Annotated in this window: 9 protein-coding genes and 1 pseudogene; 4 read left to right on the top strand and 6 right to left on the bottom strand. The window is 35.2% G+C overall.

The genetic code is table 11. The features are described from left to right. Positions 1–1,013: choice-of-anchor L domain-containing protein (locus ACP6PK_RS22730; protein WP_426562914.1), on the bottom strand; the 1,013-nt coding region annotated here is incomplete at its 3' end. Between the two features lie 1,237 nt (positions 1,014–2,250). Here ACP6PK_RS22730 and crtD point away from each other — a divergent pair. Next, positions 2,251–3,789, top strand: a complete 1,539-nt coding sequence (gene crtD, locus ACP6PK_RS22725) for a C-3',4' desaturase CrtD (protein ID WP_094673844.1) — start codon at positions 2,251–2,253, stop codon at positions 3,787–3,789. A 173-nt stretch (positions 3,790–3,962) separates the two neighbouring features. On the opposite strand, the pseudogene ACP6PK_RS22720 reads toward crtD, so the two are convergent. Further along, positions 3,963–4,068: pseudogene (locus ACP6PK_RS22720) on the bottom strand (RNA-guided endonuclease InsQ/TnpB family protein); the annotation flags it as partial. Positions 4,069–4,532: 464 nt separating this feature from the next. Between ACP6PK_RS22720 and ACP6PK_RS22715 the strand changes: the two are divergent. Both ACP6PK_RS22715 and ACP6PK_RS22710 read left to right on the top strand, forming a co-directional pair. Further along, the gene (locus ACP6PK_RS22715; RefSeq protein WP_094670716.1) at positions 4,533–4,790 is read left to right on the top strand and encodes a hypothetical protein; all 258 of its coding nucleotides are present in this window, start codon (positions 4,533–4,535) and stop codon (positions 4,788–4,790) included. A 338-nt stretch (positions 4,791–5,128) separates the two neighbouring features. Next, positions 5,129–5,320 (top strand): hypothetical protein, encoded by a 192-nt coding sequence (locus tag ACP6PK_RS22710; protein WP_094670714.1) that lies wholly within the window; start codon positions 5,129–5,131, stop codon positions 5,318–5,320. Between the two features lie 426 nt (positions 5,321–5,746). On the opposite strand, the gene ACP6PK_RS22705 is transcribed toward ACP6PK_RS22710, so the two are convergent. The 4 genes from ACP6PK_RS22705 to ACP6PK_RS22690 all read right to left on the bottom strand — a co-directional run bounded on the left by ACP6PK_RS22705 (position 5,747) and on the right by ACP6PK_RS22690 (position 10,851). Then, on the bottom strand, positions 5,747–7,144 hold the full coding sequence (locus ACP6PK_RS22705; RefSeq protein ID WP_426562911.1) for an aromatic ring-hydroxylating dioxygenase subunit alpha: 1,398 nt from the start codon (positions 7,142–7,144) through the stop codon (positions 5,747–5,749). Positions 7,145–7,503: 359 nt separating this feature from the next. Continuing rightward, entirely contained in the window at positions 7,504–8,394 is an 891-nt protein-coding gene (locus tag ACP6PK_RS22700) for an alpha/beta fold hydrolase (RefSeq protein ID WP_426562934.1), read from the bottom strand. A gap of 724 nt (positions 8,395–9,118) precedes the next feature. After that, on the bottom strand, positions 9,119–9,946 hold the full coding sequence (ubiG, locus tag ACP6PK_RS22695) for a bifunctional 2-polyprenyl-6-hydroxyphenol methylase/3-demethylubiquinol 3-O-methyltransferase UbiG (RefSeq protein WP_426562909.1): 828 nt from the start codon (positions 9,944–9,946) through the stop codon (positions 9,119–9,121). A 434-nt stretch (positions 9,947–10,380) separates the two neighbouring features. Beyond that, a complete protein-coding gene (locus ACP6PK_RS22690; RefSeq protein WP_094672759.1) occupies positions 10,381–10,851 on the bottom strand; it encodes a tetratricopeptide repeat protein in 471 nt (156 codons plus the stop codon). A gap of 381 nt (positions 10,852–11,232) precedes the next feature. Here ACP6PK_RS22690 and ACP6PK_RS22685 point away from each other — a divergent pair, with 381 nt between their 5' ends. Further along, positions 11,233–11,964, top strand: coding sequence for a TIGR04283 family arsenosugar biosynthesis glycosyltransferase (locus ACP6PK_RS22685; protein WP_094672761.1), 732 nt, complete (start codon positions 11,233–11,235; stop codon positions 11,962–11,964). Positions 11,965–12,029: the final 65 nt, after the last annotated feature.

Below are 12,029 nucleotides of genomic sequence, written 5' to 3'. Positions count from 1 at the left end.
GCTTCAAAAACATCTTCAGTGTTTTCAACTGGAGGTTCTCCCAAGATATCTTCAACTGTAGGCGGTTCAGAAACATCTTCAGTGTTTTCAACTGGAGGTTCTTCCCAGATATCTTCATCTGTAGGCGGTTCAGAAACATCTTCAGTGTTTTCAACTGGAGGTTCTCCCAAGATATCTTCATCCGTAGAAGGTTCATAAGTTTCTCTATCCGAAAAACTTCTGGCTTGAATGAACACAGCAGAATCCCAGGCTTGATCGCCCGTGTCAGCGATCGCTAGTTTAATAGAATGAGAACCAGATTCTAATCCTAATGCTTGTGCAGTAAAGACATTAGTAAAACCATCATATTCTATATCAAACAATGGTTCACCATCAATAGGGTCATTGTTGTTGAAAAATTCTGAGTTACTAGGAGTCGGATCTTGTCCAGGTTCAGGATTACCGTTATTAACTGTATTGATGGCAACTGGAGTATTGGTACCAGGAATTAAGGCAATATTCTTTCCATTTAGGAAGAAACCGAAGACATCATTGAAGTTAGTATTTACAAATTCGTTATATTCCTCCGAGGCAAATACATACTCGAAGAAAACATTACCCCCTTGAGTTTCAAAGTCAAATTCTAGAATAGTTGCATCCTGTGTTCTTGATTCTGTAATTAACCCATCTAGATCTGGATCTCCAGGAAGTTTATTCTTGGTGGTTGTGTGATCTAAACTATTAGGACCTTTAGCATCCATTGCTGTTCCTGTAGTCAAAATAATACCTTGATCGATGCCAATTCCAGATGATAATCCATTTGTGAAAATTCCTGAAGCACCATCTGCACCTATGTAGTTGATAGAATCTTGTTCAACTGTAATCCCACTTCCCAGAATTTCACTTACCAATTGATTCCCATTATTGCTGGTAGTTATGGAAATTGCTTGAGCTATAGTTGTTCCACTAAAGGCAACAAAAGCTGTTCCAGCAACAGTCATTGAAACTTTTTTGATGAATTTTGAAATATTCATACCCTGATTTCTCCTAAAAAATAAAATTATTCAGGTTGACACAACTTTAATAATTAATTGGTTGCTTTTTAAAGTTGTTTTTGTAAGATCTTTTAGATATTGTTATTATCCGTAATTTTTCGGTTGTGTTGGGTAATATTTATCAATTGAATTACTGAAATAAATCACTAAAATTAGTGACATAAATCACTAAAATATGAGTTATTCTCGTCAGTATTTTTGAGTTCCTTATCTCCTTTCTAGCATATCTACGGAGAAACCAGATTACTTTTGAATGAATTTTCGATAACTTTACCAAATCTTCATAATCGGCTATTACTTTGATTGCAATATTGCAATATATCCTTTCTAGCATATCTACGGAGAAACCGGATTACTTTTGAATGAATTTTCGATAACTTTACCGAATCTTCATAATCGGCTATTGGTGTGATTGCAATGTGGTAGTATATCCTTTCTTACACTTATCGCGATTGGGAGTTACAGAAATCCCCTGAGCTAGAGTTGCTGCGACGAGAGTCATTGAAAGTTCCTTGATTAATTTTGAAATAGTCATAGCTTGATTTTTCCACAGTATAATTACTTATAGCAATGAGCGCTGGTATATTTACAAATTGTAGTAGGGCCAAAAGAGCTATAACTCTTATATTATCGGTAATTTATTCCCCCTGTTGCCTGTTCCCTGTTGCCTGTTCCCGGAGCACAGCGCTATATGTTTTCCACTTTAAATTTATCAACTTCTCTCAGTGAATTCAGGCATTTTTTTAAATCAACAACAATATTTCACGAAATCTTTAAAAAAAACACCCACGAATGTGAAGATTAAATGAAGTACAACAGTTTACCCTTGACTGATAGTCGCTGGTGTGGTTATAATTTTTTACAAAAGTCACAAGTTAGATTTTATAGAAGCCCTAAGCGTATCTCCAGAAAATAGGTTCTCAGGAGAAATAATTGATAATTTATGGGTAAAAATTGAAAATTGATTTTATGATTAGATGAGTGGGAGATATCTAATACACCTCATCTCCCCTACTCCCCCACTCCCCTACTCTCAATCTATAATTTTAAATAGATCCCCTTAGGGGTTCTATAGACTCAAGACTTTGAAGCTACTTCCCCTCCGTGATAAAACTACGTTTTCGGCTGTCGCCGAAACCCTTTTCCTTGCCATTTGCCATTAACTATAAGAACGGATTATATTAATATTTAGTTAAAAAATGTTAATAATTATCCCATGTCCTCTAAAAAGACTATACAAAAATCAAAAATTGTGGTATGCGGTGCAGGTATTGGCGGCCTCACCACAGCAGCCTTACTGGCCCACCGAGGCTACGAAGTCCAAATATTTGACCAAGCTATCATTCCCGGTGGCTGCGCCTCAACCTTCAAACGGCGTGACTTCACTTTTGATGTTGGTGCAACTCAAGTGGCAGGTTTAGAAACCGGTGGCATCCATCACCGGATTTTCTCGGAATTGGGAATTGACATCCCGAACGCTACCCATTGCGACCCTGCCTGCGCCGTATTTCTCCCCAGCGAAACTGAACCCATCAACGTTTGGCGCGACCCCGACAAATGGCAGGAAGAAAGACAACGGCAATTTCCCGGTAGCGAACCCTTTTGGCAATTAATGACAAAACTGTTTGAGGCAAGTTGGAAGTTTCAAGGGCGCGACCCAGTTTTGCCTCCCCGAAATATTTGGGATCTGTGGCAGTTAGTAAAAGCAGTGCGCCCGGATACTCTAATTACAGTGCCATTTACTTTAATGACGGTGGCAGATGCTTTGCGGTTATATGGCTTAAATGATAATCTACGATTGAAAACTTTTCTAGATTTACAATTGAAACTTTATTCCCAAGTTGGTACCGAGGAAACAGCTTTACTTTACGCTGCGACTGCTTTAGCTGTTTCTCAAGCTCCTCAAGGTTTGTACCATCTAGAGGGAAGTATGCAGGTTTTGAGCGATCGCCTAGTTGCAGCTTTAGAAAGAGACGGAGGTAAATTGTTTATGGGTCATACTATTGAACATATATATATAGATAGTGGCAAAGCTAATGCTGTTAAAATTAGAAATCAGAAAACAGGGGAAACTTGGGTAGAAACTGCCGACCATGTTGTGGCAAATGTCACGGTGCAAAACTTAGTGAAATTAGTGGCAGACGAAAATCAACCACAAACCTCACACCCAATACCTGGTTACAAACGCCGAGTTGATAAACTCCCGTCTCCCTGGGGTGCATTTGTGGTGTATTTGGGAGTCGATGAAAGCGCTATTCCGGCAAACTGTCCGCCCCACTTGCAATTTTTCTATGATTATGACGGACCTATTGGGGAAAATAATTCTTTATTTGTGTCAGTGAGTCATCCGGGAGACGGTCGCGCCCCCAATGGTAAAGCGACAATTACTGCCTCAAGTTTTACCGATACTCAGATTTGGCGACATTGCCAAGATTATCAGGAGTTGAAACAGAAATATACGGAGGAAGCGATCGCTCGTTTGAGTGAATATTTTTATTTAAAACCAGAAACAATAGTTCATCACGAAGCTGCTACACCTCGTACTTTCGTCAAATTTACGGCACGGGATGAAGGTATTGTTGGTGGTGTTGGTCAGCGTCTGACAACTTTCGGACCCTTTGGCATTGCTAATCGAACTCCGATTCAGGATTTGTGGTTAGTGGGAGATTCGACTCATCCGGGAGAGGGTACGGCGGGAGTATCTTATTCAGCTTTAACTGTAGTGCGACAAATTGAAGTTGAGGAAGGAAGGTAGAAGGCAGAAGGGAAGTCTCATGGAACGTCCCTACAAGAGTTGTAGCAAGTTCAATAAATATTAGGACTTGCTGAATAAGTCTTTTAGTAAGGGGAAGGAGTCAGGAGGTAGGGAAGTTGCATAAGGGCGTCCGTACGGAGTCAGGAGAAATGGGAGTTATAGAGTAGGTAGTCAACAGCCTTAGCTAGGTTGTGATTTGACATCATACCTGATACGTTTAAGTCTTCTATTACTATTTGGCTCTGGTTTTTAGCCTGCTGAAGTAGTCAGTTTATGCAAAAGCTGGATGGAACAATAATTATCTGAGTCTGGTTCTGAATTCTCTCTCCTCTTGAATCAGGTAATGGTAGTTGAACACTTGAGTGTGCGATCGCTTTTTTGCTCAATTGTTAAGTTTTGTGTGCGTTGCCCTGCCCATCCTCCCCACACTACTGCTTTTTTCAGCAAACCATAATTAGGGCTTGCTGATTAATTCTAAAAGCTTTGATATATCAAAGCTTTAGCTTTTTTTTGCCCTTAAAAAGTGCGCCTGTTTCAGTCTAAAACGCTCAAAAAGTTAGTATTTTGGGCGCATCGTTGGGCAAAAAAATTACTCCCCATCTCCCCATCTCGCTAAAAAAGATTTTTTCAGCAAACCATAATTATTATACTATAAAGTGTCTTACTAAAGCGTACTTAGTACCACAGTTTCCAACCGACAAATAACAAATAATAATTTATGGTGAACTTAGGAAAATTTCAAGATGACAAATTACGGAGAACTTAGCTATTTAATTGATACTATTATTGCCAATGATTTAGAGTGTCCTCAGTATAAACAATCGCAACAAATTAACTTGCCTGAGACAAAGCAGATGACCAATGATTTAGAGTGTCCTCAGTATAAACAACCGCAACAAACTAACTTGCCTGAGACAAAGCAGATTAGCAATAATCAAAAATTTATTGACAAATATTTTCCTTTTTTGAATCGTAGATTGCGATCGCCAGATTTGAGGTAACTTTGAAGCAGTCTTGACAACCCTTTTCCATTTAGTAGACCACAGTATAGATGTTCCATGGGAGGTCTCTACAAGGGTTGTGGTAAGGAAGCTTTTGATAACTGTTAACGCAGTTACGACCACAGGAGGCTAACTGATAACTGAAATTAGGTAGTGAGTTTAATCACACAGAAACTTGAAAATTGTCACGGAAAAATCCTACTAAGCTCATCATAACTACTGATATATTTCATTAATTTACTAGGATAAATTTCACATATTCTGAGGATATATATCACTGCTTCCAGCCTAAAAATAAGGGATATTAGTAATATGACGAACTCAAGGAAAATTTCAAAATGACTAATTACGGAGAACTCAGCTATTTAATTGATACTATCATTGCATACGATTTAGAGCGTAGTAAGTCTAAACAACAACAACAAATTAACTTGTCTGAGAAAACAAACTTGTCTGAGAAAACAAAGGTTATCAATGATGAAATGATTGACAAATATCTTCCTTGTTTTAGTGGCGATCGCCAGGTTTAAGGTAACTTTGAAGTGGTCTTTATTCACTTCTCAATGTTTGACATTGATATAGCGGGCAATAGTTGTAAAAAGATTTCCCTGTCTTCTATTTAGGGGGTAGGGAGTAGTTCCTTCTCAATAGGAACGGGAACAAGTAGTGAAAGGGGGTGAATATTTATAATTCATATCTAGATTATGAACGCTAATTATAGTATTTTTACACTAATTACAGCAGTAGTATGACAAACTTAAAATGTTGCAATAGTAAGGGCGGGTTCTATAGCACTACTTGAGTCGGGAATAGGGAATAAGGAATAGTAGACTCTCAAAAAGTCTCAGGATTTATAAATATCAAACACCTTAATGCGTAACGCTACAGTTAATATTAATCATATCAATATTCAATGAAATAAACTCGCCCCAACGATGTAATATTATAGATAATTGTCAATTATTTGGTAAATTTCTTGGTGGAATTTCTCGACCTTGATAAAACTGTTTTTCTAACTTACTTAACAGCAACCAAGAAACAACTCCAACAGGCAAACTTAAAATTAACAAATTCATTAACGTTATGTTTAAGTTCTCCAATATTAACAGTAATAAAAGGATAACTACCCACATAAATGAAGTGGCAAGTATTACCCCAACTTTTATGCGTTGTAAATTTTTTAAAGCAGTGCGACAACTACTACATTTTTTGGTATGGGAATGATATCTATCTAATAATATTTCTGAGTTAAGAGCAGAACTTAAAGTTGCATCAGGAAATAATTGAGCATTATATTTATTCACCCAAGAACGTAATTCAGATACAAATAAATCTGCTTTTGTCGGTAAATAAAAAGCTTTGGCAAAATTAGCACTATCACCCTTCATTTCTAAGTATCGTTCTTGATAATGTAAAAATATTTGGTCATCTTCCAATACTCCATTTTGGCCGATATGAGAATACCAACGTGGGGTTAATTTAATAAAAAATTTCGGCAATGGAGAAGAAAATTTAAAAGGAAAACGAGCAAATAAACGACATTCTCCTTTACGAATAGGTGTCGCATAAACAACAGTTAATGTACGACCGAATTGTTTAGAAGTAAGGTCGTGCCACATCATTCCCGGAGCAATAAAAGTAGTTTCTTGTCTTCCCAAAGTTCCTTTTCTCGGACCTTCTTCCCAGAGTCCTTTAAAACCCCATTTTCCAGATTCTACTACTTCTAATTCTACAGGCGCAACATTAGCGCGGTTGCCCACAGTACGATGATGAGTATAAGGAATATGACTAGAATCTAAAATATTTTCCATTAATGTTAAAGCATCATAAGGTAAATCTCGAAAAGTATTTAAACAAATCCATTCATTAGAATTTTCATCTAAAACATCAACTGTAGGAATAGGTGTTTGAGCAGCATTTTCTACTTTTCCTGCATAGACAAATAAAAGACCTTGAGAAACTTTTGTAGGCAGAGATTTAACTTTTGCCCTTGATGATTTTTCTGCCTCTCCTCCTGGAATTTGTTGAGGAATAATTTCACAGTTTCCCATACCTGAAAATGCCCAACCATGATAGGGGCATTCTAAACATCCAGCTTCATTAATTCTGCCTTGAGAAAGGGGTGCTAAACGATGGGGACATTGGTCTTCAAATACCCGCCATTGATTGTTTTTTTCTTCCCACCAAATCACAATATCTCGTTCTAATAATGTAAATGGTGTAGGTTTAGTTTTGTCTAAGTCTTCTACATAATGAACTGGATACCAAACTTCTTGCCAATCAAAATATTCTGGGTCTGTTCCACCTGCACTTAAAGGGGTATTGTGGGAGTTTTTTACAGTGTTAGTAATCATCAGAATGTTAATTATTTTAGTTAAGCTACTTAGTATAATAGTAAGTATTCAGCTATTAGCATTCAGCATTCAAATGTAATAACTTGACTTCGGTTAGCGGTCATGTACTCAAAAAAAAGCACAAAAACTTGCCTTTATCCAAGAAAAAACAAAATAAAATAAAATACAGATAAAATTTTCACATCTCCTGTCGAAATATTACTATTAACAAGTCTTGAGTGCTTTTGAAAACCATCTGTAAAAATTTAGTCAACTTAACTTTATTGATTGTATTAAAGCCGAACCTAATCTTGCTCAAAACTGTGAATCAATTTTGATAAAAATTAGTAGTTAAGAAGAATTATTTCAGAAATATCTCACTAATTGTCTGTAATAAAATCAAGAATATAATTAGCAGTAACTTGGGATTTTTCCAAGTGAGGAACATGACCACAATTAGGAATCCAAATCAGTTGAGAATTAGGGATCGCCTTCTCTAATTTAGCAGCGTCACCAGTGCCTAAAATCTTATCATTCTCTCCCCATAAAATCAAAGTTTGCTGCTGAATTAAATCCAATTTTTGTTTAAAATTACCATAGCCACCACTTTTAGTAAAAGAAATTAAAGCTTGATTCCAACCTGGCATTTCTAGATGTAATCTAGCACAAATATTAGCATCCAAAGTCGCAAAACTTTTATCAAAATAAGCACTACGACTAATATTTTCTCGAACCTGGGGACGACGCAAAAATTCTGTAGCAAAATAGTCAAGTGGAGGAAATATAAACTTACTAATAATCGGATTATTTTTCAATCCAGCACTATCAATTAATACCAATTTTTTCACAACTTCTGGGTAAGTCAGAGTAAAATCAATAGCAGCAGCACCACCCATAGAAGCACCTACTAAAATAACAGGTTGGTCAATCAAAGTTTTCCAGAAAGAATAAAGATGAGTAGCGATCGCTCCTGGATTAACTTTTAAATTAGGTAATCTATCTGTAAAACCAAACCCCAATAAATCTACTGTCCAAGTTTGATATTGAGTAGCAAGTAATGGTAAAAGGCGACGAAATTCAAAAATGGAACTATCAAAACCATGCAGTAATAAAATTGGAGTATCACCCTGACCTTCGGATAAAAAAGTTGTATTAATTTGCTCAGAAATGAGAGGAGTATAAATTGATTTATACTCAATATTTTGAGCAAAAGAAATAGATGTAGATTCGGTCAGACTTTCAGTTAATTTTGGCAAAAAATCAGGAAACATGGGCATTGATTAAAATTTTTGATTGATTCTGACTGATAGTTTAGCTGTCAGCATTCAGCCGTCAGCTATCAGCTTTTCTTAGTTTACGATAAAAACAGGGAACAGGGAATAGTTCAATAATGGATAATTGATAATGGATAATTGATAATTACCTCTCCCTCAAAGGAAGAGGATTGAATAAAAGGAAAATAAATTCATTGTTTCTCTTGATCTAGTTGGCTTTAAACCTTAATTATTCGGTAAGATATTTTTACGAAAAAGTCAGTAAAAATTATTTTTTATGGTGAATTTTTCTTTCTTTAGCTAATATAACTAAAAGGTTGATTTAGGGCTTGCTGATTAAATAGAAAACCATTTATAGAGAAAGGTTTTAGCCTTTTTTGGTCTGGAAAAATTACCTATTTTTTCAGCTATTTATGCTTAAAAAGGAGTGCATTTTGGGGAAAAGATGAGCAAAAAAAATTACTTCCCTACTCCTTAAAAAAGACTTTTTCAGCAAATCATATTTATTTTTCGGAGATGTCTATTATCAATTATTCATTATCAATTAATGAACCTTCCATTTTTGGTTGTGCAGAGCGTAAAATATCGGATAAGTAATATCATGTCCGATGTAGAAGGTTTTTTGCCATTGTTATCTTACAAGTACAATTATTCCTCCAAATGTTGGGAGGTCTCCCCACACTTCCCACACTTCCCACACTCCCCACACTTCCTTGACGCACTACTCTATTTTTCTTGCCTTACCAATATACATAATTGACATATCCTCATTTAAACTAACTTGAAAAGAGCCAGTTTTTTGATATATCTGATAGTTAATAACATTTGCCTTCCAGACTTGTACTAACTTCCGAATAAATACTTGTAACGACCTATCTAACTTCAGATTTTTTCTGAACATATTCAAATCTCCTAAAACAGAACCTATTTCTCCAAACAAATCAAAACCTTTCATCTCTATCTCAACAAAATCCAAAGAAAACATCAACTCTTTTAACTCCTCTGGTTGAATAAAATTATTCCAATCGTGAACCCCTAAAGGAATTAATCGTAATAAATTTTCCATCAACCAAATCATCACAAATCGAGATTGAAAATTTCTATTTATCGTGTCATAGAAAAAAATACCACCAGGTTTCAACACTCTATATATTTCTGAAACAACTTGACGATAATTAGAAACGTGTTCCAAAACATCCACACAAACTACAACATCAAAAGTATTATTTTGATAAGGCAAACTTTCAGCAACCCCGACTTTATAGTTAATATCCAAGCTATTTTCACAACTATGTCTTTGAGCAGCTTCTATACATTTTGCCGAAGAGTCAATACCATAAGTTATAGTTCCTTTTTTTGCCATAAATTCACATGAAAAACCACCTCCACAACCAACATCCAAAACTTTTAATCCTTGCCAATTAGGGATATATCTATCAAAAAATTTAAACCTAGGTTGATTAAGATAATAAAGAGCATAAATTTTAGAATTATTATCCCACCATTCATTGGCACTTAAATCGTAAAACTCTAAGTCATTTTTTTTCATAGCTATTAATTAATTCAATTAAGCTGTTTTTATCAAAAAAATCTCAAAAATATTGCTGAAAGCTGAATGCTAAAAGTTGAATGCTTACCGAAAAATTAAACTATAAAACTTTCTATTTAAAGAGAAAAAGCGGTCGTTTAGCTAGCGCAAAACTAAGTTTTTCATGTCCGGATAATTAGTGATAAAAAAACTTTCTCATACATATACTTTTTTTATCCCCTCTTGCCTCCTGACTCCTCCCTTTTTATTTATAACTATTCAACCGGACATGATATAAAGCCTTTGTGGAGCATTCCGATAGGAAAGCTTTCGCTAGCAAAACGCCATATTCAATCAACCAAGAGAAGAAAAAACTTCCTTTTAGCCAATCCTTATATGACAGAAGAGCTAATTATTAATTATCAATTATCCATTATCCATTAATGAAAATATTTCTAGCTCAACCTCGCCGTACATTCCAAAATTAACCTTTGATTTTGAATAGCATAAGGCTGAATTTCTAAAGCTTTTTTAAAAGCTAAAATAGCTTCTCGATATTCTCCCAATCCTACATAACATAATCCTAAACCATGCCAAGCTCCAAAATGAAAAGGATTCAATTTTACCACCATCTCACAATCTTTTGCTGCCTTTCTATATTCTCCTAAAGTGTAATAAAGAACCGCTCTTCGATTCCAAGCTTCTCCAAAATCTGGCAAATCCTCAATTAATTTATTTAAAATTGCCTCTGCCTCCTCAATTACTCCAACTTGTAACCAATGTTCTGAGCGTCTAATTGCTTCTAAACCAGCAACACCTTTTTCTTCAAACCAAATCCTCCATAGTTCACCCGTGGCTTTATTCCTAATCAATTCATCAGAATTTTTTAAGTCTTCCAGTAATGCTTTAATTGATGATTTATCCATAATCTTAGTTGTAATAAGTACCTGTACAAAATTAATTTAATTGGTAGTCCTGGATTGCAATGGTGAAGATATCTCTTTTTTAATTTATTCCCCCACTTACGACACTTTCTCTACTGTTTCCTTTTTATCAGATATTTTCTATAGAACCAAAATAGGATTGTTATATAATCTGACTTTATAATTGTACTATTAGTTTACTCAATCTGGGTATTCAGCTTTTTAATGAGGGAGGTAGGTCGATAAATTATACATTTAACTGATGTTTTTTGATACTTTTAATTCTTCCTGAATCTCTGAATACTAATTCGAACTGCAAAAGCTATAAGCTGATCAATAACAACTAAATGCCTACTACTAAATTTGCAATATATCAATAAATCTATGCTCAATGTTTCCATTATTATTCCTACTCTCAATGAAGCAACTTGTCTACCACTTACTCTCAAAAATCTTTCTTTACTTAACCCTCCACCAAAAGAAATATTAGTAGTAGATAGTTACAGCGAAGATGAAACAGTTTCTATTGCTCTTTCCTTTGGAGTTCCTGTTATTTATTCTCCTCAACGTGGACGTTCCATACAAATGAATTTAGGCGCTAAAATAGCAACAGGAGAAATTCTCTGTTTTCTCCACGCAGATACTATAGTACCTAATGACTTTATTTCTATAATTTCCCAAACTTTGGCAAATCAAAATATTGTTGGTGGTGGATTTATTTCGATTATGGGTAATTCCGAAACTACTCGCTGGGGTACTTCCTTGCATAATTATCTCAAAACTTTTTATGCTCCTCTAATTTTTCGTCCCCATTTGTTCTTTAAAGGCTTGCGAATTTTATTTGGAGACCAAGTAATTTTCTGTCGTCGTGCAGATTTTTGGAAAGTAGCGGGTTTTGATACTAATCTACCGATTATGGAGGATGCTGACTTATGTTTGAAGTTAATCAAATATGGAAAAATTTATTTAGTAAATCAGTTCGTACATACTAGCGATCGCCGTGTGGCTAAGTGGGGAGTTTTCCAAGCAAATTTGATTTATCTATTTATTGGTTTTTTATGGGGTTTTGGTGTCTCACCTACTTTTCTTAAACGTTTTTATCAAGATATTCGTTGAAAGAGATTTCTAATTAATAATGGATAATTGATAATTGATAATTGATAATTGATAATTGATAATTG

Source organism: Dapis hubbardiae BLCC-M172, from assembly GCF_050016015.1.
Taxonomy (GTDB): domain Bacteria; phylum Cyanobacteriota; class Cyanobacteriia; order Cyanobacteriales; family Microcoleaceae; genus Trichodesmium.
The sequence above is the reverse complement of the archived record's forward strand: the minus strand, read 5'-3'. Positions and strand labels throughout refer to the sequence as shown.

Coding starts and splice junctions, on each gene's coding strand:
- ACP6PK_RS22685 (WP_094672761.1), top strand. CDS start 11,233: ATGCTCAATGTTTCCATTATTATTCCTACTCTCAATGAAGCAACTTGT.
- crtD (WP_094673844.1), top strand. CDS start 2,251: ATGTCCTCTAAAAAGACTATACAAAAATCAAAAATTGTGGTATGCGGT.
- ubiG (WP_426562909.1), bottom strand. CDS start 9,946: ATGAAAAAAAATGACTTAGAGTTTTACGATTTAAGTGCCAATGAATGG.
- ACP6PK_RS22700 (WP_426562934.1), bottom strand. CDS start 8,394: ATGTTTCCTGATTTTTTGCCAAAATTAACTGAAAGTCTGACCGAATCT.
- ACP6PK_RS22690 (WP_094672759.1), bottom strand. CDS start 10,851: ATGGATAAATCATCAATTAAAGCATTACTGGAAGACTTAAAAAATTCT.
- ACP6PK_RS22710 (WP_094670714.1), top strand. CDS start 5,129: ATGACTAATTACGGAGAACTCAGCTATTTAATTGATACTATCATTGCA.
- ACP6PK_RS22705 (WP_426562911.1), bottom strand. CDS start 7,144: ATGATTACTAACACTGTAAAAAACTCCCACAATACCCCTTTAAGTGCA.
- ACP6PK_RS22715 (WP_094670716.1), top strand. CDS start 4,533: ATGACAAATTACGGAGAACTTAGCTATTTAATTGATACTATTATTGCC.